The sequence below is a fragment of the Novacetimonas sp. GS1 genome (assembly GCF_036686925.1).
Classification (GTDB): domain Bacteria; phylum Pseudomonadota; class Alphaproteobacteria; order Acetobacterales; family Acetobacteraceae; genus Novacetimonas; species Novacetimonas hansenii.
In genome coordinates, this window is the sequence record NZ_VSZP01000001.1 from 1,064,245 (window position 1) to 1,087,492 (window position 23,248).

Below are 23,248 nucleotides of genomic sequence, written 5' to 3' on the forward strand. Positions count from 1 at the left end.
CCCGAAAGCAGGCGCCATCCAGAAGCTTTTATCATTCCCCATCAGCGGGGTGTTCCAGGCAGCGTTAGTGGATCGTATGCGATCCCCGGCCGGTAAGGCCCTGTTCGGCGCTGAAGGCGGGCCATTCATTGCGGGCCAGCGTTTCAAGGGAGGGAGAAGGCAGGCCGAGCCGGTCGGCATAGATCCACAGATAGGTAAAGGCGCGACGTACATAGTCGCGGGTTTCGTTATTGGGAAGCTGCTCGATATACAGCAGCGGATCATCGGCTTCGTCCGTGCCATTGGCGGCGCGGCGGGCGATGGCGGATGGTCCTGCATTGTAACTGGCAAGCATGCGGATCAGGTCCCCCCCCCGGCGGGGCATGTGGTCCCGGATGCTGGGTCGAAAGCTGCGCCAGGTACAGGACGTAAAGCTGCCCGATCTCCAGGTTATGCCCCGGATCATGTAGTCCGGCCGCCCGTGTGGCGTTATCCGTGCCCGTGCTGTGGGTGACAAAGCCCGCCGTCACCGGCATTACCTGCATCAGCCCATGCGCCCCGGAGCCGGAAACCGCGTTGGCGTCAAAATTCGATTCCAGCCGCGTCAGCGCATAAACCAGCGCCGGGTCCATGCGGAACCCGTGGTCTGGATGCAGCGGCGGCAGGGGAAAGCGTGTCTGGTGGGCCGACTGGTCCCCATCCTGCGACTGGATCAGCAGCGCCATCTGCGAGGCCAGTTCCTTCATGCCCATGGCGTCCGCCACAAGCTGGAGCGAGCGGCACAGGGCGGCGTCGTTCTGTACATCGGGCCACAGGCGGCGCAGGGTGGCTTCGGCGCGTGCGTTCTCGCCCACCTGTGCAAGGGCGAAGGCCCTGCGTCCGGCGGGGGTCGCGGCGACGGCTTCCACGTCGATTTCACCCAGAACCGGTGTGCCTGCATGCAGGGCCTGCCGGTCATCGGCCAGTGTCATGGACGCCGCATCGCCGATCGGGCCGCCATGGCGGGTGGGGGGGGCATGGTGCAGGCCCAGCGCCTGACTGGCGAGCAGGCCATAGAATGTGTGTGGGGCGGCGGCGGCGCGGTGCAGCCACGGTTCATATGCCGCGACATCGCCCACCGCCCGGTGCGACCGCGCGGCCCAGAAGGCTGCGCCTGCACGGATGCTGCCCGGTGTCAGGGGCGCGCGTGACGCCGCCTCGAACAGGGGTTCCGCCTCGTCAGGGCGTCCCTGCCGCCATGCGGCAAGCCCCGCGACATATCCGGCCAGCCCGAGCCGCCCCGAAGAGGTTTCGAACGCTTCGCGCGCGATGCTCAGCGCCAGGCGGTTTTCACCCGCGCTGAACAGGGTCATCGCGACCTCGGTCCGCAGATGGGCCGCATACAGGTCGTTCAGGCCGGGCGTGATCTGGATCAGGTGCAGGGCGCTGCGCGCACCCTTGACGCCCTGTGACGCACGTTCGCGCACCGTATGGTCCAGCAGGCTGTTGCGCGTGAATACCCGCAAGGAGGGGTCGTCCTCCTCTGGCAGGTGGACATGCGCGGGTGTGTGCATGCTGCCCAGTGCGATGTTGGGCGGTGCGGGGGGCAGTGTTGCCCCGCGCGGCGTCTGTGCCGCCAGCAGGCCATAGATGGCCGGGGAATCCGACAGGGAGGAAAACGTCCGCAGCCACATGCGCAACTGCCCCGTGGTGGGGTGATAGGCAGGGTTCAGATAACGCGCGGCCAGCAGGTCGCCAAGCAGCAGGTCGTCATGGATACCGGCGGTCTGGCTGATGGCGGCGTCGAAGCGGCCTTCGCGCTGCAGGGCGAAAACCTTGCGGATACGCGCCGCATCATCAGGCGCAAGCAGGCGTGGCAGGCTGACACTGCCCCCGCCCCTGGTTGGGAAGCGTGGGAGCGCAAGCGCTGTTTCCTCGTTGTGGCCGCTATGGGCTGATCCATCCGGATCCAGCGCCCTGGGGTCCACCGATTGGGCACGAAGCGGCGCGAAGGCTGCTCCTGCCAGGAATGCGGCACCCGCCAGAAAAGCGGTTACCGCGGTGGGGGGGGTATGATTTATCCCTCGCATGGCCCGCGGGGTTTAGGGCCTTGCGCCCAAGAAAGCAACCCAATTACGTCGGGTGCTTATCAATAAGATTTCACAACAGTTATGGAACCCGAAATATATCCTTGAAAACATGCGATGAAATGCAGGTTGATATACCTGCTGTTAATGGATTGCGTTCTGTTAATATATCATGATTACGCGTCATGATTGTAACCGTCCTCCTGTAACGTTTTGCGTAACTCCAGCATGTCTTTCCATGCGTCGCGACGTGCTGTCGGACTGGCGCGCAACTGCTGTGCATGGCGCATCGGAAGCGCGGGGATAACGTGGGGAACCGCCGAATTGTTGCCTGTGGCGGACAGGTTTTCAGGCACGGTGATATCGCGCCATCGACCGCGTGCCCGCGCCGCCGTTATGCGCTCCCCCGTCAGCAGCGCGACGGGGATGTTGCCCATCAGGATCAGACGACGTGGCCGCGCCAGCACAATCAGGCGTTGCAGGAATGGCAGGCATGACTTCAGCTCCATGGCCGAGGGGGGACGCCCCCCCCGGTGGCCGCCATGCGATGACCGGGGCCAGGAACAGGTCATCGCGCGACAACCCGATGGAGCCGAACATCCGGTCTGTCAGCTTTCCCGTTTCCCCACAGAACGCCATGCCGCCGCGGTCCTCGTCCGCGTCGGGGGCCTCGCCCACCACCATGACATGCGCGCCGGGCCTGCCCTGTGGGGTGACGGTATGGGTTGCGGTATCACGCAGGGCGCATTGCCCGAACGTCGCCATGGCGATGTGCAGTTCCTCCACCGTGGTGGCGCGCGCGGCGCGATCGCGCGCGTCGGCTGCGGCCAGTTCGGCGGTGGTCGCCGCCGATGGCGGCGGGGCAGGGCGTGATGGCCGGACAGCGGGGGCGGAGGGGGGGGAGCGTGAAAAGTGATGTTCCTCATCCCGCGCACGCTGTATGGGGGGGGGTGGCTTGGCCTGGGGCTGGGCCAGCCGGTCCACGGGAACAGGGGACAGCGCTTCGTCCGCGCCCCATTCCACATAGAGTTGCAACAGGGACAGGGAATCGGTCATCGGATGGATACATCCCGGACAGGCAGGGCATTCGCGGCGACAGGCACGGCAACGGGCATCGCGGCAGACATCGCGACAGAAGTGGCGGCAGGAGTGGTGACAGGCACGGTGCGGCCGCGCGGGATTTGGCATCGCGCCGCACACACGCTAGATTCTGGTTTCATGCTGTCCTCCCGTTTCTGGCGTCTCGCACTGCTTGGCGCTGTTGTACCGCTGCTTGGCATTATTCCCAACCGGGAAACGCGTGCCGCCGCCCCCGTGAGCATACCCCACGGCCCGGCAGGCACCCCCACCGTGACGCAGAGCCTTGCGACAAATGTACTGGTCGCCACCGTCGCGGCCAGCGAAGGTGACAATGCAGAGGCCGCGCGCACCTTTACCCGCGCGGCGCAGCTTGCCCCATCTTATCGCCCCTTTGTCGAACGTGCGTTCCTGTATTCCATCCTGGCCGGCAGCCCGGACGCCGCCCGCCTGGCACGCCAGCAGCCGTCCGGCGTGGTGCCCGAACTGGTGATGGGCAACGCGGCGGCGGTCGCGTCGGACTGGGCCGGGGCGCTGTCGCATTATGAAAAGGCCCCCGACGACCCCATCATGCGCATCGTCCGTCCCCTGTTGCGGGCATGGGCGTTGCAGGGGATGGGCCGCACGGACGATGCGCTTGTGGCGTTGGCGGCTGCGCAGGCGGATCATCTGCTGGGGGGGTATTACACGCTGCATGCCGCCCTGATTGCGGAAATGGGCGGTCAGGTCATGCGTGCCGATACGCTGTATCGCCGCGCGCTGGACATGTCGGGTGGGGATCTGTTCACCACGCGGGTACTGACCCACTGGCTTTACCGGCAGGGGAAGGCAGCGCAGGCGCGTGACATGATCGCGGCGAAGATCGCGGCCATGGCGGCGCTGGAACCCGCGCGGCCCGCGCTGGTTGCCGCACTGGGCCGGCCGGTCGTTACCAGCCCGCAGCAGGGGATGGCGCAGGCGTATGGCCTCCTCGCGTTGCTGATGGACCAGCAGAACAATGCGGAGACCCCGCCGCCCAAACCGGGCGAGGACCATCCCGCCCATGACCATGACATCACCACCCTGCGCAGTACGGAGCAGATGATGCTGCGCCTGTCGCTGATGCTGGACCCCGCGAATACGGAGGCGCGGATACTCCTGTCCGCCCTGTTCCATGCGGAGGACGAGAACCAGCAGGCGATCGACGTCCTGGCGGAGGTTTCGCCCAATGACCCGATGGCCGTTGTCATCCGTGCGGAGGAAGGCGAACTCGACATGGCGCTTGGCCACCGGGCGGAGGCGGAACGGATCATTCGCGGCCTGCTGCGTGATGCGCCTGCTGACCGGACCCTGTGGTGCGACATGGGGGATATCCTGCTGGGGCAGGGTAAATGGCGCGAGGCCCTGTCGGCCTATACCCGTGCGCTGGCGCTGTCCGGCACGCTGGAGGGGGATGACTGGCGTGTCCTGTTCGGACAGTCGATTGCCTATGACCGCGTTGGGGACTGGAAACATGCAAAGGCCGGGCTGATGCAGGCGCTGCGCATGGCCCCGAATGAGGCGGAACTCCTTAACGACCTTGGCTATTCCATGGTGGAACATGGCGACGACCCGGCGACGGCGCAAGATTACCTGCGCCGCGCACTTGCCCTGTCGCCCGATGACGGGCAGATCCGCGACAGCGTGGGCTGGGTCGAACTGCGCCTTGGCCATGTGGGCGAGGGGCTGGTGTTGCTGGAGCGCGCGGCGGAGCAGTTACCCCAGGACCCGGCGATCAATTACCATCTTGGCGTGGCCTACTGGGTGTCGGGCCGCAGGCTGGAGGCGGTGAATGCGTGGCAGGACGCGGCGCAGTTCCATCCTGACCCGCCAGACCAGCGCAAGATTGCGGCCGCCCTTGCCTATGCCACGTCACAGGCGGCGGCGCACCCGCCTGCCCATGCGGTGGCGCCAGCGGACCTGCGCATCACGCCATCGCCATCGCCCGCCGCCAGTGCCGGTGTCAGTGCCACGACATCGCGCGTGGCGTCCCCTCCGGCTTCCGGGTCTGTTCCGGCGGTGGGAGAGGCGGCATCCCCCAATCCCAGACCAAATCCAGATACCAAGGCCACGGCCCCTGATGGCAGCGGGCCAGCAGGTGACAAGAAGGACGGAGCACACAAGTGACGGCAACCCAGAGCGAATCGGCGCATGCGAAAATCAATCTCTACCTGCATGTGACCGGACGCCGCGCGGACGGATATCACCTGCTTGACAGTGTGGCGGTCTTTGCCGGGGCGGCGGATGTGCTGGATGTGGAGGTCGCGCAGGCACGTGGCGGTGCGCTCGGGCTGCGGATCGACGGGATGTTCGGTGCGGGATTGTGCGGCGATGACGCCACCAACCTTGTCATCCGCGCCGCCGACGCGCTGCGCACGCGCGCAGGGGCTGCGGCGGATGGCCTGCCATCGCTTGACGCCGTGCTGCACAAGGATCTGCCGGTGGCGTCGGGAATCGGTGGTGGGTCGGCTGATGCCGCAGCCGCGCTGCGCACTGTGATGCGGGCATGGGGGATGACGGTGCCGCGCGATGAACTGGTGCGGATTGCAACCGCCCTGGGCGCGGATGTTCCGGTCTGCCTTGACCAGGTGCCCACGCGTATGAGTGGGATTGGTGAAATCCTGCGTCCCGCGCCTGCATTGCCGCAATGCGGGATGATGCTGGTCAATTGCGGGATGAGCGTTTCCACCCCGGCCGTGTTCCGTGCGCGGCAGGGGGGATTCCGTCCCGCCCCGGACCTGCCCGCACGGTGGGAGACATTGTCGCAGATGGTGGGGACATTGTCGGAACTGAGCAATGATCTGGAGGATGCGGCGTGTGCGGTCTGTCCCACGATTCGCGAGGTCCTGTCGGCCATGCGCGCCGCCCCCGGTTGCCGCTTTGCCCGGATGAGCGGATCTGGCGCCACCTGCTTTGCCCTGTTCGATACGCCACAGGCCGCCGAACATGCGCGCGATGTGGTGGAACGCCCGGGATGGTGGGTCTGGGCGGGGGATCTGTATCGTGGCGGGCGCGCCGCCTGAAAATCAGGCCGATCCAATAGGAGTATTTAAAAGACTGTTTGAAAAGCCAGGTCCGATAAAAGCGTGAAATAATAAAAGTTTTTGGTGAAGCTTTTTTCCAAAAAGCTTCGAAAGATGTCGCCTTTTTTAATCGAAAGGCAACACCGAAAATATTTTTCTATTATTCATCAACGGTTTGTTTTCAAGAAGTCCCTAAAAGAGTATTTGGAAATAACTCATTGATAAAAATAAAAGTTTTTGGATGCCGCCTTTTGATCGAAAAAGGCGGCGTCTTGTGAAGCTTTTTGGAAAAAGCTTCACCAAAAAACCTTTATAATTTCATGATGTTATCGATCCTGACTTTTCAAACAGGCTCTGAAAAGAACAGGGGAAATGGCCCAACCCAAATAACAAACGTGTTTGGGTGAGGCTTTTTTCAACAATCTTCATGGCAGGGCTGCCTTTTTGAAAAAGGGTAGCACCCGGAATCGTGTCATGTTTACCAAGGGGAGTGTTGCCCAACACTCCCTTGCGCCATCGCCGTGTTCCCCAAAACCGCTTCACCAGACCTTCTTGATGAGTGCATGAGGGCGCGTGGCCGGATGTAATCAGGCAATGACTGAAGGTCACGGTCCCCACCACAGGGGACACGCGCGATGGGGCCTGTAGGTGCCAGCATGCACGCGGCTGCGGCCCTTGGTACTGCTCGGGGCGGCTGCCCGGATCTGGTTGGGGGGTATCCCAGCCCCAGATCCGGTTTATCAGGGGGCCATTTTATGGGCTATATTATCAGAGGCTTATGGCGTTGTTACGGGTTTATCCCCGGCGACGGCAGCGCACCGCCAGCATCAGCGCGAAGCCTGCGGCGGCAATGGCCGTGCCCACCTGTGCATGGCGTGATGTCAGCAGTGGCGGCACGCCCTTGCGCGTTATCATGTCGAACCGGCCATGCGCGGCATAGGCCCCGGCGACGGTGCCAAACAGGTCATCGGGTTCGTTGCCTTCCACCGCGACCTTTTCCATCTGTTTCGCATATCCGCCCTTGGACAGCCACCGGTCCGACAGGCCGGGCAGGAAGGTGGAAATCACCCACGATTTGACGCCTGATGTACCAACCCAGATATCGCGATATTTTCCGAACGCGGCGCGGCAGATCGCCTCTGCCGCGATTTCGGGTTCATATACCGGGCCCATCGGTTTCAGCCGTTTGCCGGTATGGTTGCGCGTCCATGAAAAATGCGGCGTGTTGATCGACGGCAGATGCACCAGCGCGATGTGGATGCGGTCCCCATCATGCAGAAGTTCGGGGCGCAGGCTTTCGGAAAATGTGCGGATCGCGGCGCGCGCGCCATTTTCGATAGATTGCAGCGGCGGCGGCCGCAGGCCCGCCAGCGCCACAAGGTTGACGATCGTGCCATAAGAACGCCTGCGCATCCGCAGCAGGGCCGAACGTGTGCCATTGACGGTGCCAAGATATGTCACCTCGGTCGCGCGGCGGATTTCATCGGGTGTGATCTCGGCAAGTTGCCCGCGCACACCCGCCCCGGCGCAGTTGACCCATATGGTGATGGGGCCAAGGGCGTTTTCGATCTCCTCCGCTGCGGTGTCGAGTGCGGCTGCGTCCGATACGTCGGCACAGGCGATGTGGGTACGCACGTTCAGTGCCTGCAATTCCGCCGCCGCATCACTCAGCCGGTCCCGGTTGCGCCCGATCAGGGCGATATCGCATCCGGCGCGTGCAAGGGTGCGTGCGGTGGCGCGACCGATGCCGGCCCCGGCTCCGGTAATGACAGCAACCTGTTGCGGCATGAAAAATGGCTCCGTAATGGTAATGATGGTGGATGGCCCCCGGTGGCCGGACCCGTATCAGGCGGGGCGGCGGCGCGGGATGGTCCGGTTGATGGTATCCGTTGCGGGCATGGTATCATGCGTGCGCGCCCAAAGCATATCCGGCGGATGGCATGGCGGCTGCGATATCGTGACGGTGGGGGGCATCATACATATTTCAACGCAATGAATCCCCCCACGACCAGCACCGCGAACGCACCGGCCACCAGCGGCAGGCGGTGTTCGATAAAGGCCTGCACCGGTGCGCCGAACCGCCGCAGCAGGGCGGCAACCGCGAAAAACCGCACCCCGCGCGTGATCGCACACGCCACAAGGAACGGCCCAAGTGCCAGGTGGGAGGCGCCGCTGGCGATGGTCACGAATTTAAAGGGAATCGGGGTCAGGCCCTTGATGAGGATGATCCATACCCCCCATTCGCGAAACCGCGCCTGCAACCCCGCAAGTGTCGCCTGCGCGTGATAGAAGCGCACGACCGGCATTGCGATATAATCCAGCAGGAAGGCCCCGATATACCATCCCGCCACCGCGCCACAGATGCTGGCGGCGGTACACAACGCCGCCAGCCGCCATGCCTGATCGCGTCGTGCCAGAACCATGGGGATCAGCAGCAGGTCCGGCGGCAGGGGAAAGACGCTGGCCTCGGCAAAGGCGACAAGCGCCAGCCACAGCGGCGCATGCCGGCTGGCGGACAGGTGGAGCGTGCGTGCGTAAAGCCGGTCAAGCATGGATCAGGTGCCCGCAACTTATGGCCGCCGGGACGGGAGTGGGGATGGCGCGCCGTGGCCGACCACCCTAGCAGACAAGTGTGACGGTCACACGCAATCCATGCGGGATGCAGTTGCCAAGGCGTATGTCACCGCCCAGCCCCCAGATGATGTTGCGTGAAATCGACAGGCCCAGTCCGGTCCCGCCGGTTTCGCGGTTACGGCTGTCTTCCGCGCGGACAAAGGGGTCGAACATGCGCTCAAGATCCTCTGGCGGCAGGCCGGGCCCATCATCTTCGATCCACAGGCGCGTCACCATTTCGTCCGGGTCATGGCGGTCGCCGGGTTCGGGCGGGAACAGGGTCACGCGCACGTTGCCGCCATATTTGATGGCATTTATCACAAGGTTGTTGAGCGCACGTTTCAGTGCAACGGGGCGGGCATGGATCGTCACGTCGGGCGGGTCGGCGCTGAAACCGATCCCGTCGGCCAGGTCGGGATGGGTTTCCGCCGCTTCGTCAAGGATGGTCTGCAACAGGATCGTCAGGTTCAGCGCATGCATCGGTTCGCGCTGTTCCGCATCACGGCCAAAGGACAGGGTGGCCGACACCATGGCTTCCAGCTCGTCAAGGTCGGCCAGGAATCGGTGCTGCATGTCCTCGTCCTCGATGAACTCCGCACGCAGTTTCAGGCGCGTGATCGGGGTGCGCAGGTCATGGCCGATGGCCGTCAGCATCAGCGTGCGATCCGACAGGAACCGGCGGATGCGCCGGGCCATGGTGTTGAACGCCATCGCCGCGCGCGCGACCTCCTGCGGGCCGTCTTCTGCCATGGGGGGGGCATTGACGTCACGGCCCAGCGCCTCTGCCGCCGCCGCCAGCGTGCCGACCGGTGCGATCAGGCGGCGCACCCCCCACAGGATCAGGATGTCACCCGTCACCGTCATCAGGATGAAGGCGATCGGAAATGTGGGGGAGCGGAATATGCTGGGCCGGCGCAGGGTGTAATGGATCGTCAGCCAGCGATGTTCATCCGGCAGCAGAAAGGCGATCGCGCGTTGCCGTCCCTCCCGGTTGGAGGGGGAGACCATGACCTGTTGCGGGCGCAGGTTCGGTGGCAGCGGTGGTCCCCCGCCCCATTGCGGCCCCATCCCCCATGGCGGTCCACCCCATGGGCTGCGGCCGCCACCAAAGGCCTGTGGGCCACCGCCCCCCCCTTCGCCACCGTGTCCGCGCCATCGCGATGCGGGTGCGCCCCCATGGCGGTCGTCCCCTTCCTCCATCGCGCCGCCCGGCGGCGGTGCCGGACCGCCGCCGGGGGCCTGTTCAGGGGGGGCGCCACCCCATGGGCTGTCCATCCGGGCCATGCGGCGTTCGCCATGTTGTGACAGCATCAGGCCGTCAATCATGTCCGATTCCGGCCCCGGTGTCAGTTCGGCATGGAAACTGGGCGGCATGTGCAGCGACGCCAGTTCCGCATCACGATGGTCCATCGCGGTTTCCACAATCCCGCGATACAGGGTGATTACTTCGGTATGGTATTGCTCCTCCAGCATGCGGCGGTCGAAATCCAGCCGGTCCAGCGCATGGATCGCAAGGCCACCCGCCTGGATCACGCCCAGCCCGCAGATCAGCAGCAGGCTGGTCCGTGCGGCGAGGGAGGGAGGGCGCAGCCGGCCCAGCAGCGCGCGCAGACGCCCCATGCGCCCCGGTGGTGTTTCGGGCACGGGCACGATGTCATCAGGATGGATCAGGGGCGGTGGGGCAGCGCCATGCAACAGGTCAGGTCCGTTCGATTTCCGCCGCCAGGACATAGCCGCCGCCCCGTACCGTCTTGATCAGTTGCGCATTACGGCCGTTATCCTCCAGCTTGCGCCGCAGGCGACTGATGGCCACGTCGATGGCGCGGTCGAACGGCCCCGCCTGCCGTCCACGCAACATGTCGAACAGCATGTCGCGCGTCAGCACCCGGTTGGCGCGTTCAAGCAGGGCCAGCAGCAGGTCATATTCCCCGCCCGTCAACGGCACCTCCGTCCCGGTCGGGTTCAGCAGGCGGCGGCGCACGGTGTCAAGTTCCCATCCCGCAAAGCGCATGAGCCTGCGTGCGGGCACGCTGCGTGGGTCTGGGTTGTCGTTCACCCGGCGCAACACCGCGCGGACGCGCGCCAGCAGTTCACGCGGGTTGAAGGGTTTGGGCACGTAATCATCCGCGCCCAGTTCCAGCCCGATGATCCGGTCGGTATCATCACTCATCGCGGTCAGCATGATGATCGGCACATCTGCCTGCGTACGCAGCCAGCGTGCGACGTCCAGCCCGCTTTCCCCCGGCAGCATAAGATCAAGGATCACGAGCTGGTAATGCCCGCCGGTCCATTTGCGGCGCGTTTCCTGCCCGTCGCGCGCAGTGGTGACGCGCAGTTCATTGCGTTCGAGGAAACGGGCGAGCAGTTCCCTTATCTCGCGATCATCATCGACAATCAGGATATGCGGCAATAGGTCCATGGGACCGTATCCTAGACGAAACCGACCCGTTTCACACCTGCTGTTTCACTCCGTTGCAATAAAGAAAGGCAGCCCCGGCGGGGGCTGCCTGAAACCATGGAAATGTCTGCCAATGTTTTTTCAGACAAGCCCGAAAATGCGGCGGAATGGTATTTTTATTGTTATATATCAGTATGTTATTTTCGTCCTGCCTTTTATTTGTCAAGCCATGACGGCACCGGCAATTGCTTGGTGCGCAGGAATTCCGGGTTGAACAGCTTGGACTGATATCGCGCGCCCCCATCGCACAGGATGGTGGCGATGCGATGGCCCGGCCCCATGGCGCGCGCGACGCGGATGGCGGCGGCGACATTGATGCCCGCGGACCCGCCAACCGACAGCCCCTCATGGATCAGCAGTTCATAGATCTGCGCCAGGGCTTCGGCATCGGGAATGCGTTCGGCGTCGTCGAAATGCAGCCCCTCCAGATTGCCCGTCACGCGTGACTGCCCGATCCCTTCGGTGATGGACGAGCCGGAGATCGAAAGGTCCCCCGATTTGACCCACCCATACAGGCCGGAACCTTCGGGATCAGCCAGCACGATGCGCGGGCGCGCGACACCTGCCGCACGGGCCCGGTCCTCCAGCCCCAGCGTGACGCCCGCCAGCGTGCCGCCCGTCCCGCATGAACAGGTGAAGGCGTCAATATGCCCGCCCATCTGGTCCCAGATTTCGGGGCCGGTGGTGTGGCGGTGGCCGTCGCGGTTGGCAAGGTTGTCGAACTGGTTGGCCCAGACCGCGCCCGTTTCTTCCGCCAGACGACGCGAGACATGGACATAGTTGCCGGGATCACGAAACGGCTTGGCCGGGACAAGGCGCAGGTCCGCGCCGATCATGCGCAGGAAGTCGATTTTCTCCTGGCTCTGCGTCTCTGGCATGACGATGATGGAGCGGTAGCCGCGCGCATTCGCCACCAGCGTCAGGCCGATGCCGGTATTGCCCGCCGTGCCTTCGACCACCGTGCCGCCAGGTTTCAGGACACCGCGCCGTTCCGCGTCGTTGATGATGGCAAGGGCCGCGCGGTCCTTGACCGATCCGCCGGGATTCATGAACTCCGCCTTGCCAAAGATTTCGCATCCTGTGGCCTCGGACGCGCGATGCAGGCGGATCAGCGGCGTGTGACCGATCGCGTCGGTCATGCCCGCGCTGGTGGTGGGGTGGATGGGGGCGGGACTTTCGGTCATCGGGACTGAACCTTCGGATCTGTTGGGTGCGACAGGGTGCGCGCCCCGCCATCTCCATCTGTCATGGGATGGGGCGCGCGTGCAGTGCCCCAATGTGCCCCAATGCACGCCTGAAACCAAGATGCCCGGTTTTTTCCGGCCTCCTCCGCCTGACGCTGTGTGCCGCCATGGGCGTCAGGCGCGCGCGGCATGCCGGGGTAGGGTATTTATCGTGGATATTACTGTGTGGGATTACTGTGTGGGCAGGTCGCGCACAAAAGCCGCGAGCTTGCCCTGACTGTTCACCTCCAGCTTTTCATAGACATGGCGCAGCATGGACCGGGCATAATGGTCTGAAATGCCCAGTGCGCGTGCCGCTTCCTTGATCGAAAGGCCGTTGGACATCTGCTGCACCAGTCGTGCCTCGCTGCTGTTGAGGCCCAGCAGCCGCAGGGCCTGCGTCATGTCGGCGATGTCAGCGCCCGGCATGTGGAACGCCAGCAGGGCCATCGGGTATGCAGGCTGGCCCGTATGTTCCGGCATGAGCGGGATTGCTCGTGCAAGGAGTGGCCGGCCGGAGGGGCAGTGTACGGACACGAAATATTCAGATGCATGCCCGGCAGTATGTCCGGTGATGTGTCCGGTGATATGTTCGGGGCCGGTGGCGGCATGCAGCGTGTCATGCAGCAACCTGTCAAGCTGGCGCTGGCTTGCGCGATGCGAACAGATGATGTGCCCGTCGATATATGACACCCCGTCGCCCAGCACGCGTTCCATGGCGTCGTTCATGAATAGGACGCGCCCGTCATGGTCGAGTACGGCGGCGGCCGTTGGCATGCGATGACAGATTTCGCGAAAGCCGTGGGCGAAGGCACGGGTGCGGCCCTGTGCCACGGACATCGCAAGGGCACGGCAGACATGTTGCCCCAGCATCAGGCGCAGCCTGCGTTCGTCGGGCGTTTCATGCGGATGGCCAAGGGGGCGTTGAATCGACAGGGCGAACCGTGGAAGGCCGGGCGTGTCGAAATAGAACCGGTTGGTCCGGCTGGCGTCGAATTTTCTCAGGAAGTCCTGATAATACGGGCTGTGGGCCATGTCCGCGTCACTGACGAAGGACGTGTCCGAAAGCTCCCCCTGTGGTGAGGGTTGTCGTGACAGGTGGATGCGATAGGGATCATGCTGCCACATATGGCTGTAATATATGTGATCCGCCTCGGGAATGCGCGAGGAACCGAACCGCAGGGGGGATTGGATTTCCTGCGGCATGATTGCCGCCCCCACGCCCCCCGTTACGCGTGACAGGGCAAGCAGGGTGGGCTGCCACAGGCTGTCATCCAGTGCGCAGCGGTAGATGTCTCCTATGACCGTGTTGACGGCATCGGACAGCATTGGCGAAACCTTCGCAGGGTGATCTTATACGAAAAAGATAAACATATATGTAATACAGCTTTTGATTTTCATGTCCAGCCACATCCATGGACTATTCTGTGCGGCGGGCGGCCTGCATCCTGCGCGCCGATCCGGGCGGTGTCACATTGCGGTACGGGGCGTCATGGCCATGTTACGGTCGGGGCGCCATGCCTGCCGCCATTTCCGCCACCGTGATGGCATGCAGGCATGTGGGGAATTCATGACGCTTTTCGTTCCGGCAATGGGCCAGTCCGTGCAGATGGCCACCGGCGGCATGCCATGTCGGGACCGCGACCGGCCCGAGGGTGGGCCTGATGACGTGTCCAGAGGTATCCCCGGCGGCATTCCCGGCGGCATGGACGTACCCTCCCCATCCCCCGCCACGTGGCCACGCGGCGCGGCGCGCATGGCGTCGCGGGCCTGCGGGTTCATTCCCGGCACGCTGCTGCGCACGCCATCGGGCGATGTGCCGGTGGAAAGCCTTGGTCCGGGGGATTGCGTCCTGGCGGTGTCAGGGCAGGTGCGACGCATCTGCTGGATCGGCCTGATCGCGGCGCATCGTCCCCCTGCCGGGCGGGAGGGGGCGTACCTTGTCCATATCGCCGCCCATGCCTGCGCGCGCGGACGGCCCGCACGCGACCTGATCGTGCTGCCGGATATGGCAGTGGGATACTGCATGCATGACGAGGTACTGGTCCCCGCACGCGAACTGACCAATGGTGCGACCATCGCCACCGTTCCCGGTGGTGTGATGGAATGTTGGGGGATCGTGCTGGATCATGCTGACGTGGTGCTTGCCAACGGGTTACCGGTGGGTGTGGGCATGACGCAGACTCCCACGGAGGGGCTGCCGCCGGTCCTGACGACGCGCGGCCCGCTTGTCGCGGCGCGGCGCGCGGGGCTGGTGGGGCGGGCGCAGGACATGGGGTGGCGTGTCACCACCTGCATGGACGTGCATGCGATGATTGACGGCCGCCGCCACAGGGTGGCGGTCAGGGATGGTGTGGCGCGTTTCACTTTTGCGCCCACCGCGCGGCATGTGCGCATGGTGTCGCGCACTTTCGTCCCGGCGGATTGGGCCACCTGCGATGACCGGCGTGCGCTGGGCCTTGCGGTGCAGCGCATCACGCTTGGCGATGGTGTGCGTATGACGGCGGTGGACCTTTCGGACCCGCGTATCGCCGCAGGCTTTCACATCCCGCCCCTGCCTGATGTGCATGGCGAAGGTGCCGGGGGGGAGGGCGTCTCATGGCGATGGACAAAGGGCGTGCTGTCCCTGCCATGCGACCTGTGGCGCGACATCCTCATGCAGGATACCGCCACCACGGCAGGGGAAAAGCGGCGGGCTACGCGCGGGCACGATATCGTGGTGTGCGTTGAATATGATCCCGCCGTCAGCCAGTGCTGGGTCCTGCCCGCGCCGCCTCTGCGTATCTTCCGGCCTGAAACCGCCGCCGCCCGCCATGTGCGCGGGGGTGGCGGCGTGCGTCACTGCGTATCGGGTGCGGCTGCGTCCGCGTCATAAAGGACCTGTAGCACGACGCACCATGGATAACGCGGGTCAACACTGCCGCCGCGATGGCTGGACAGTCGCCCGTGCCGGTCCACTGGCACATGGGTCATGGAGACCGCGTCATCCACATTGCCGCCGATGATGCTGATCTGATGGCCAAAGGGCGGGGCATTGTCGTCCATCGCCACCACAAGCCCGCAATGCGCGGGAAAGGGCTGGGCCGTGGGCAGGTTGGCAAAGCGCACGGCCCGGCTGGCCCCGCGCCCGACACAGATCAGGTCGCCCAGGCGCGGGGCATAGGTATCGGGGTTGCGGGCCCGTACGCCTTTTTCCGTATGTGCGGCGGCGGCATTGATATAGGTGGCGTGGTTGGGGGAGTAGGCAAAGCGGTCATTCGCCCCCGCAACCCGCATCACATAGGAAATGAACGCCGCCGACCACGCATATGTCCCGTCATGGACAAAGTCCGTGACCCGCCCGTTTTCATCATGCTTGCCGGTCCATGCGCTTTCCTTCTCCCCCGGGTCCTGGCCGATCCACCAATATTCCCCCACGCGTTGCCACATCCCGGCGGTGCGTTCGGGCTTGACGGCGGCGATGGTGGGTTCGGGACGCTGTTCCGGGTCGTCATCGCTGACGGGCTGTCCGAACATGCGCCATTCGCGCAGGGCAATGGCGATCGTGTTCTGCCGTGTGAAGGGTTCAAAATTCCGTGTGGCGAAATCGGGGACATGCGTATCCACCGCCAGCGGTCCCGCCCCGGCCGGATATTGCGCCACCGGCGTGCGCGCGGGATGGTGCAGCGTGCCGTGGGCACACGCCCCAAGGGTCGCGAGGGGCAGCAGAAAGGCAATCTTGCGCAGCACGCGGGGGGTCTCCTCCATCAGGTTACGGCGCGATGGCGTCGTCAGTCCCATTCCATCCATACGGTGCGGCGCCCGATGCGAAAAGGGGAAAGCGCCCCGGCCGGTGGCATTCCCCCTGCCTTGCGATCATGCCCAAAAGGCCCAATCCTGTATCAGGGGGTGTTGGTGTGATCCGTCCATTGTTATCTTTATCAATGGGTTATTTTGGAACATTCAGCCCATTCCATTCACATGGCAAAGGAAAACCGCATGACAGGCGCAACAGCAGGGGCATCGACAACGGCGGATACCCTTATCGTTCCCGGCCTGAAACGGCCCGTGGCGCGCATCGCGCTGGGCACATGGGCGATTGGCGGATGGATGTGGGGTGGCCCTGATGACCGTCAGGCCATCGCCACAATCCACGAAGCACTCGACGTGGGGATCGACCTGATCGACACCGCCCCCGTCTATGGCTTTGGTCATTCGGAGGAAGTGGTGGGCGAGGCCCTGTCGGGCGGTCGGCGTGACAAGGTTGCGATCGCGACCAAGGTTGGCCTTGACTGGCATGACGATCACAAACCGTTCCGCAATACGTCGGCCACCCGCATCAACAAGGAAATAGAAGAGTCCCTGCGTCGGCTGCGCACGGACCATATCGACCTGTATCAGGTCCACTGGCCCGATACCGCCGTACCGATGGAGGAGACGGCACGCGCGCTGGAAAAACTGGTGACGCAGGGCAAGGTGCTGGCGTTGGGTGTCAGCAATTTCTCCATCCCGCAGATCGAGGAATTCCGCAAATTCGCCCCCCTGTCGGCCATTCAGCCGCCCTATAACCTGTTCGAACGTGAAATCGAACGCGACATCCTGCCCTATGCCATCGAAAACCGCCTTGCGGTGCTGGCCTATGGCCCGCTGTGCCGGGGATTGCTGTCGGGGCGCATGACGCCAGAGACAAAGTTCGGCAGTGATGACCTGCGTGGCAGCGATCCCAAATTCCAGCCCCCGCGTTTTGCGCAATATCTGGCGGCGGTGGCGGCGTTGCGTGATTTCGCGCGCGAACGCCATGGCAAATCGCTGCTGGCGCTGGCGATCCGCTGGGTGCTGGACCAGGGACCGACCATCGCCCTGTGGGGCGCGCGCAAGCCGGAACAGATCGCAGGTGTCCGCGATGCGCTGGGCTGGAGCCTGTCGGAACAGGACCGCAAGGATATCGACGCGATCCTGGTGCGCACGGTGCGCGATCCGGTGGGACCGGAATTCATGGCCCCGCCGGGGCGGTGAGCCGGGAGCAAAGGCCGAGCCCAACCCACTGATAAAAAGTAAAAGTGTCACGGGGGGCGTCCTGTTTCCAGAATGCGCCCCCTTTCAGGGTCGTGAAGGGTTTCCGGGTGCCGCCTTTTTTCAAAAAAGGCGGCGTCTTCTGAAGCTTTTTAGAAAAATCTTCACCAAAAACCTTCATGCGTTATCGGCTGGGATTGTTATTGCTGGGGTGGGGGCTTGGGGTGTTCCCCACCTGATGGGCGCGGCCCTACCGGATGCTGTCATCCCCGCCCATGTCGCCCCCGGCCGATTGCGCAAGTGAATGCCACGCCCCGTGCGATACCATGCACTGTGCATAAAAACGCCGGTGATCGGTGCGGTTCATGGACATCTGCTTGGCCGTGGTGGTGGCATACATCCCCATGGCGGACGTGGTTTCGCACACCTGCGCGGTCTTGATATATTCGGGGCTTTTCTTGTCCAGCGCGGGTTCATACCCCGTCACGTTGCCATAGGGGGAGGGCGCGTGCGAACGGTGGGGGATATGGAAACTGTGGTCGCGCGCATCCGCCGCACCGGCAAGCAGGGGGAACATCACCAGCACCGCCATGGCGGCGGCCAGCGCACGCGCGCGGTGGCGGAAGGGCAGGCACAGGGCGGTCGTCATCCACGGGTCTCCTTGGTATCGGGGCGCGTCAGTGCGCGGCGGTATCCGCATGATCCCCGGCGGCCTGCCGGGGAAGGGAGTGTGCCTCGATCTGGAGTTCCTGTTCGATAAAATCAAGTTCCTGGTTGATGGTCGCCTCCGTTTCGTCATTGATGCGACGTTGCATCACACGCAGGTGCAGGCGCTCACGCATGTGACGGATGACATGGAAGCGCAGGGCAAGTTCTGCGCGCTTTTCACGGATGGCCGTCGCGCGGATGCCGCTTTGCGCGGCGGCGGTATTGTCCAGCCGTTTCAGGCTGTCCTGATATTCATGCAGCAGGCGTGAAATCGCCTCCTGCTTCAGGTCCACCGTTTCCTCGTCCGCGTCATGGTCGATTTCATGATGCGCCAGCGCCGCCTGTTCGGCATGCAGCGTCTGCACCGCCGTCTGCGCCAGTTCGATGCGCATGGCGTCCAGTTCACGCAGGGCGGGGTCGTCCTCGTCCGTCTGCATTCCCGCCATCAGCGGTGGCATCGTCACACTTGCCAGCACAAGCGAGCAGATGATGACCCCCGCCGCCAGTGTCACAAGCAGGTCGCGCCCCGGAAAGCCCGCGGACGTCGCGGTCGCGATCGGCAGCGACAGGATCGCCGCCAGCGTGATCGCCCCGCGCGTGCCCGCCACCGTCATGATCAACACCGTGCGGGCAGAGGGAATGACCGTCTGGCGGTGGCGCACATGCGCGAACAGGCGGCGCGCGGTGATGGAAACCCAGATCCATACAAAGCGCATCATGCTCATCGAAAGCTGGATCGCAATGATGGCAAGGATCAGGAACCATGGCGACACCCCGCCCTGGCGTGCGATGCGCGCGCCCTCGGTCACAAGGTCGGGAAGCTGTAGCCCCAGCAGCAGGAAAATCACCGCGTTGAAGGTGAAGTTGACCATGTCCCACACGGTCGTGGCCTTCAGGCGGGTTTCGGTCCGTGCCTCGTTCATCACGCCGGTGAACTTGACCGTCATGCCCCCCGCCACGGCGGCGAGGATGCCTGAACAGTCCATCGCGTCCGCCATCAGATAGATCGCAAACGGCAGCATCATCGCCAGCGTGATGTGCGTCGGCGGGTCGTCATATCCGCGCACCAGCAGCACATGTTCCGCCCGGCATGCCGCCCATGCGATCAGCACCCCCATGATGATGCCCCCCGCCGACATGAACATGAAACTGCCCAGTGCCTGCTGGAACGAGAAGATGCCCGTCATCGCCGCCGCCACCGCGAATTTGAAGCATACAAGCCCCGAGGCATCGTTAAGCAGCGCCTCACCATGCAGGATATGGACCACGCGCGCCGGGGCGCGCCCGCCCTCGATCATGCTGCCGACCGACACCGCGTCGGTGGGTGACATCACCGCCGCCAGCGCAAAGGCGGCAGGCAGGGCGATGGGGGGGATCATCCAGTGGATGAAATACCCGCATCCCAGCGTCGTGAACACCACCAGCCCGAGTGCAAGCATGATGATGACATTCCGCAGCTCCCCGAATTCACGCATTGGCATGCGATAGGCATCGGCATAGAGCAGCGGCGGGATGAACAGCAGCAGGAACATGTCGGGATCGAACCCGATCTTCAGTCCCGCAAGGGCCGCAACCGCCCCGATCGCGATCTGGATCAGTGGAAGCGGGACAGGAATGCGCCCGATGCGTGAAATCAGGCTGCTGATGCCACTGACCGTCAGTAATGCCAGCGTGAGGAAGACAACATGCATATTGGGGGGATATCTTCTGTATTGATATTTTTATTGATACAATAAAATAATACCTGTGTGGAGTAAAACAACAAAAGATTTATTTTCCACCCGACCTGAGGTGTTATTTTGATCTACCTGATATGCAGCCCGCAATATTCTGCACCATCGACATGCGCTTTTGCCTGTGCCCTTCATTGACCATGGCGCGCGGGCTTCCCATTATCATGATACAAGCGGTCATCAGGCAGGCAGCGCGGGTCGGCCTGCCATGTGGCCCGCAATGGACATGTTCGGCCCGACCCGGAGGAATGACACCCAACCGTGAGTAAAGATCCATACGAGGTACTTGGCGTGGCGCGTACCGCCAGCCAGGACGAAATCCGCAAGGCCTATCGCAAGCTGGCCAGAAAGCACCACCCTGACCTCAACCCCGGCGACAAGGCCGCGGAAGAGCAGTTCAAGGCGGTGGGGGCGGCCAATGACCTGCTGTCTGACGAGGAAAAGCGTGCGCGCTTTGACCGTGGTGAAATCGACGCGGAAGGGCAGGAACGCGGTTTCGGCGGCGGTGGATACCGCAACCATGCCGAAGGCGGGCAGGGCCATTTCTATGGCGGCGGACAGTTTTCCGAAGACGACCTTGGCGACATATTCGGCGGCATGTTCGGTCAGCGCGGTGGCTTCCGCCGTCGCCCGCAAGGCCCGATGAAGGGCGAGGACCGGCAATATGCCCTGACCGTCAGTTTTATTGATTCCGTCAATGGCGGTACATCGCGCGTGACGTTGCCTGGTGGGGCGACGCTGGATGTAAAGATCCCGCCGGGTATCAATGACGGGCAGGTTCTGCGCCTGCGTGGCAAGGGCGACGAAGGGTTCCAGGGCGGTCCCGCGGGCGATGCGCTGATCACCATTTCGGTGATGCCCGATGCCGTATATACCCGCGATGGCAACGATGTCCGTTCCACCTTGCCGATCGACGTGAAAACCGCCGTCCTTGGCGGCAGCATCACGGTGCCCACCCCCGCAGGCCCGGTCAAGATGAACGTCCCCCCCCATTCCGATACCGGCAGCGTGCTGCGCCTGCGTGGGCGTGGGGTAAAGGCGCATGGCGGGCAGGAAGCGGGAAACCTGTATGTCAAATTGCAGGTCATGATCGGCAAGGTCGATACGGCGTTCGAGACCTTCTTGAAATCATGGAACCCCGAAGGGGGGCAGGATGACAGGAAGGGGGATGGTGCGTCATGATCAATTTTGAAACCCTGTGCATCAGGGTGGGTGGCGTTCCCGCGGACGAGATCCAGCACTGGATCGACAGTGAATGGCTGCGTCCCGAAGGTGCGCCCGGCCATTACCTGTTCCGTGAGATTGACGAGGCCCGGGCCATCCTGATCCGCGAACTGCGCCATGACCTTGGCGTGAACGAGGAAGGGGTGCCCATCGTGCTGTCGCTGCTCGATCAGCTTTATGCTTCACGCCGCCAGATGCTGCGCCTGCGTGAGGCATTGAGCATCCCGCGTGAAAATGAGCTGCGCAGCAAGTTGCGTGGCCTTATGGGCATGATGCCAGACTGAAGATGCCAGACTGAAGGCGAAAGCCCGGTCGCGTGGATATATTGCCGCGCGGATATATGAAAAAACCCCGGCCGTGCGATGCATGGCCGGGGTTTTTTCATGGTGGGGCCGGGCTGTGTGGCATGGGGCATTCCCATATGCCGTCCCCACCCGGTTGCGGAAATGTCCGCGATGTTCAGTCCGCGCGGCTGAGTGGCAGGTTCATGACCTGTCCAGCTTTCTTGCCCTTCATCTTGAGGAGCGCGCTGTTCTGGGAGGTCAGGGTGAAGCTGACTTCCGGGTCGTCATTGACGGAATGCAGTGTCGTGCCATCAACCTGGCGCAGGATGAATGTGCGCCCGACAAGGCCTGTCAGTTTCTCCAGCGGTGCGGGCAGTTTCAGTTCCAGCGGCGTGACGCCCCCGGATGCCTTGCCCGCCGTGATCGTCAGCGGCGCAAGCCCCAGGGATGACCATGGCCCAAGAAAGTCGGCCACGGGATGGGCCGCCTGCGTGGCCTCCGGCGCGGGGGCAGTGGCGGCGGCGGGGGCAGCGAGGGCCTGCGTCCCGGTCGCCAGCAGGCCCGAAAGTACGAGGGCGGAGGCGGCAATGCGAAGTGGCTTTGTCATCAGGTATCCAGTTTCCAATAACGTTATGCCCCAACAATGGCGGGCGCGCGGCCATCGGGCAAGGCGGGATGTCCGCCCCGGCGGGAATGGCCGCACGGCCCATGGCGTGAATATTTCGCATGCCGTCATTCATGATAGGAAAAATATCGCGAATATTTTGTTTTTACATGGGTTATGCCTGCGCGTCGTGCATATCCCGATGCCGGGACGGCAAAGATAGGGGGCGATGTGCCATATGTTTCATATATGGAAAATGGCATAAATATATATTGGACGATTGGGTCGGGCTGCCTCACCATCTGCGCACATAAGGAATTATCCGGTGTCCGGCCCGCAGGCGGCCGCCGTGATCTGATGCGGGAGACATGGTTTGAAATTCAGATGCCAATCGGTCGGCGAGATCGAGTCCCGGTCCGGCGCGCTGGGTGGTGGCGCCGGTCTCGGCCCCCGTCGCAACAGGCTGTACCAGACGTCCACCATGGCGGCGCTGCTTGATGCGGTCTATGACGGTGAAACCACGCTTGATGAACTTCTGGTGCATGGCAATTTCGGCCTTGGCACCTTCAACGCCCTTGATGGCGAGATGATCGTCAATGACAGCGTCGTCCACCAGTTCCGTGCCGACGGGCAGGCCGGGCGCGTGCCGGGTTCGCTCAAGACACCGTTCGCCTGCGTCACCTTTTTCCAACCGGAAAAGGAATATGTGATCGACACGCCGTGCGACAAGGACGCGTTCGAGGAGATCGTCAACCGCCTGGTGGACAATCCCAACCTGTTCGCCGCCGTGCGCTTTACCGGCCTGTTTGAAAAGGTGGAGACACGCACCGTCTTCTGCCAGTGCCATCCCTATCCCCCGATGCTGGATGTGGTCAGCCGCCAGCCCACGATGCAGCTTGGCTCATCATCCGGCACGATGCTCGGCTTTCGCACGCCGCCCTATATGCAGGGGGTCAATGTCGCGGGTTATCACCTGCATTTCCTGACCGAGGACGGAAAGCGTGGTGGCCATGTGACCGATTACCGTGTCCGTCAGGGGCGGCTGGAGGTCGGGATCATTTCCGACGTTGAAATCCAGCTTCCGCGTACCGAACAGTTCGCAAAGGCGAACCTGACGCCTGAAAATATCCATGAGGCCATTCGCGTGGCAGAAGGCGGTTAAGGCAGGGTTTTACCCCACCTTTTACTGTATTACCCGTAAATTGCGCCCCACCATGCTTGGGCCGGGCGCACCCGTTACAGGAAT

20 protein-coding genes and 2 pseudogenes are annotated in these 23,248 nt (G+C 63.5%); 9 read left to right on the plus strand and 13 right to left on the minus strand.

Annotated elements, in window-relative coordinates:
* Positions 1-64: 64 nt before the first annotated feature.
* Together FYB92_RS04930 and FYB92_RS15465 are read right to left on the minus strand one after the other, a co-directional pair.
* A pseudogene (locus FYB92_RS04930) lies at positions 65-2,048 on the minus strand (transglycosylase SLT domain-containing protein).
* A 173-nt stretch (positions 2,049-2,221) separates the two neighbouring features.
* A pseudogene (locus FYB92_RS15465) lies at positions 2,222-3,101 on the minus strand (uracil-DNA glycosylase).
* A 3-nt stretch (positions 3,102-3,104) separates the two neighbouring features.
* Between FYB92_RS15465 and FYB92_RS04945 the strand changes: the two are divergent.
* Both FYB92_RS04945 and FYB92_RS04950 read left to right on the plus strand, forming a co-directional pair.
* A complete protein-coding gene (locus tag FYB92_RS04945) occupies positions 3,105-5,267 on the plus strand; it encodes a tetratricopeptide repeat protein (RefSeq protein ID WP_332828303.1) in 2,163 nt (720 codons plus the stop codon).
* Positions 5,264-6,163, plus strand: coding sequence for a 4-(cytidine 5'-diphospho)-2-C-methyl-D-erythritol kinase (locus tag FYB92_RS04950; RefSeq protein ID WP_192265646.1), 900 nt, complete (start codon positions 5,264-5,266; stop codon positions 6,161-6,163). The genes FYB92_RS04945 and FYB92_RS04950 overlap by 4 nt, the downstream gene beginning before the upstream one ends.
* 795 nt (positions 6,164-6,958) lie before the next feature.
* Here the strand turns inward: FYB92_RS04950 and FYB92_RS04955 are convergent.
* Positions 6,959-7,951, minus strand: a complete 993-nt coding sequence (locus tag FYB92_RS04955) for an SDR family oxidoreductase (RefSeq protein WP_003622019.1) — start codon at positions 7,949-7,951, stop codon at positions 6,959-6,961.
* Here FYB92_RS04955 and FYB92_RS04960 point away from each other — a divergent pair.
* Positions 7,950-8,159, plus strand: a complete 210-nt coding sequence (locus FYB92_RS04960) for a hypothetical protein (protein WP_143455987.1) — start codon at positions 7,950-7,952, stop codon at positions 8,157-8,159. The genes FYB92_RS04955 and FYB92_RS04960 overlap by 2 nt on opposite strands.
* Here the strand turns inward: FYB92_RS04960 and FYB92_RS04965 are convergent.
* The 5 genes from FYB92_RS04965 to FYB92_RS04985 all read right to left on the minus strand — a co-directional run bounded on the left by FYB92_RS04965 (position 8,137) and on the right by FYB92_RS04985 (position 13,786).
* A complete protein-coding gene (locus tag FYB92_RS04965) occupies positions 8,137-8,715 on the minus strand; it encodes a YqaA family protein (RefSeq protein ID WP_003622021.1) in 579 nt (192 codons plus the stop codon). The genes FYB92_RS04960 and FYB92_RS04965 overlap by 23 nt on opposite strands.
* Before the next feature lie 67 nt (positions 8,716-8,782).
* Positions 8,783-10,507, minus strand: a complete 1,725-nt coding sequence (locus FYB92_RS04970) for an ATP-binding protein (RefSeq protein ID WP_408902338.1) — start codon at positions 10,505-10,507, stop codon at positions 8,783-8,785.
* Entirely contained in the window at positions 10,476-11,195 is a 720-nt protein-coding gene (locus FYB92_RS04975; RefSeq protein ID WP_003622023.1) for a response regulator, read from the minus strand. The genes FYB92_RS04970 and FYB92_RS04975 overlap by 32 nt, the downstream gene beginning before the upstream one ends.
* A gap of 194 nt (positions 11,196-11,389) precedes the next feature.
* Positions 11,390-12,418, minus strand: coding sequence for a cysteine synthase A (locus FYB92_RS04980; protein WP_332828304.1), 1,029 nt, complete (start codon positions 12,416-12,418; stop codon positions 11,390-11,392).
* Between the two features lie 231 nt (positions 12,419-12,649).
* Positions 12,650-13,786: a PAS domain-containing protein gene (locus FYB92_RS04985; protein WP_332828305.1), complete on the minus strand. Its 1,137-nt coding sequence runs from the start codon at positions 13,784-13,786 to the stop codon at positions 12,650-12,652.
* A gap of 86 nt (positions 13,787-13,872) precedes the next feature.
* Between FYB92_RS04985 and FYB92_RS04990 the strand changes: the two genes are divergently transcribed.
* Together FYB92_RS04990 and FYB92_RS04995 are read left to right on the plus strand one after the other, a co-directional pair.
* Complete coding sequence (locus FYB92_RS04990; protein WP_332828306.1) at positions 13,873-14,031, plus strand: hypothetical protein; 159 nt, start codon at positions 13,873-13,875, stop codon at positions 14,029-14,031.
* Positions 14,028-15,332, plus strand: coding sequence for a Hint domain-containing protein (locus tag FYB92_RS04995; RefSeq protein ID WP_332828307.1), 1,305 nt, complete (start codon positions 14,028-14,030; stop codon positions 15,330-15,332). The genes FYB92_RS04990 and FYB92_RS04995 overlap by 4 nt, the downstream gene beginning before the upstream one ends.
* On the opposite strand, the gene FYB92_RS05000 is transcribed toward FYB92_RS04995, so the two are convergent.
* Complete coding sequence (locus FYB92_RS05000; protein WP_003622031.1) at positions 15,296-16,237, minus strand: DUF2272 domain-containing protein; 942 nt, start codon at positions 16,235-16,237, stop codon at positions 15,296-15,298. The genes FYB92_RS04995 and FYB92_RS05000 overlap by 37 nt on opposite strands.
* 198 nt (positions 16,238-16,435) lie before the next feature.
* Here FYB92_RS05000 and FYB92_RS05005 point away from each other — a divergent pair, with 198 nt between their 5' ends.
* Positions 16,436-17,452 (plus strand): aldo/keto reductase, encoded by a 1,017-nt coding sequence (locus tag FYB92_RS05005; protein ID WP_075625299.1) that lies wholly within the window; start codon positions 16,436-16,438, stop codon positions 17,450-17,452.
* On the opposite strand, the gene FYB92_RS05010 is transcribed toward FYB92_RS05005, so the two are convergent.
* The 3 genes from FYB92_RS05010 to FYB92_RS05020 form a co-directional block, all read right to left on the minus strand.
* A complete protein-coding gene (locus tag FYB92_RS05010; protein ID WP_139313097.1) occupies positions 17,430-17,630 on the minus strand; it encodes a hypothetical protein in 201 nt (66 codons plus the stop codon). The two genes, FYB92_RS05005 and FYB92_RS05010, sit on opposite strands and share 23 nt — an antisense overlap.
* Positions 17,631-17,699: 69 nt before the next feature.
* Positions 17,700-18,098 (minus strand): hypothetical protein, encoded by a 399-nt coding sequence (locus FYB92_RS05015; protein ID WP_003622036.1) that lies wholly within the window; start codon positions 18,096-18,098, stop codon positions 17,700-17,702.
* Between the two features lie 28 nt (positions 18,099-18,126).
* Positions 18,127-19,848: a Na+/H+ antiporter gene (locus FYB92_RS05020; RefSeq protein ID WP_062809433.1), complete on the minus strand. Its 1,722-nt coding sequence runs from the start codon at positions 19,846-19,848 to the stop codon at positions 18,127-18,129.
* Between the two features lie 303 nt (positions 19,849-20,151).
* Here FYB92_RS05020 and FYB92_RS05025 point away from each other — a divergent pair, with 303 nt between their 5' ends.
* Both FYB92_RS05025 and FYB92_RS05030 read left to right on the plus strand, forming a co-directional pair.
* The gene (locus FYB92_RS05025; RefSeq protein ID WP_003622039.1) at positions 20,152-21,072 is read left to right on the plus strand and encodes a DnaJ C-terminal domain-containing protein; all 921 of its coding nucleotides are present in this window, start codon (positions 20,152-20,154) and stop codon (positions 21,070-21,072) included.
* Entirely contained in the window at positions 21,069-21,398 is a 330-nt protein-coding gene (locus FYB92_RS05030; RefSeq protein WP_003622040.1) for a chaperone modulator CbpM, read from the plus strand. Before FYB92_RS05025 ends, FYB92_RS05030 begins: the two co-directional genes overlap by 4 nt.
* A 175-nt stretch (positions 21,399-21,573) precedes the next feature.
* On the opposite strand, the gene FYB92_RS05035 is transcribed toward FYB92_RS05030, so the two are convergent.
* Positions 21,574-22,005: a hypothetical protein gene (locus FYB92_RS05035; RefSeq protein WP_040512916.1), complete on the minus strand. Its 432-nt coding sequence runs from the start codon at positions 22,003-22,005 to the stop codon at positions 21,574-21,576.
* Between the two features lie 370 nt (positions 22,006-22,375).
* On the opposite strand from FYB92_RS05035, the gene budA reads away from it, so the two are divergent.
* Positions 22,376-23,164 carry an acetolactate decarboxylase gene (budA, locus tag FYB92_RS05040; RefSeq protein WP_040511091.1) on the plus strand — a complete coding sequence of 263 codons (789 nt, stop codon included), beginning with the start codon at positions 22,376-22,378 and terminating at the stop codon, positions 23,162-23,164.
* Positions 23,165-23,248 lie beyond the last annotated feature (84 nt).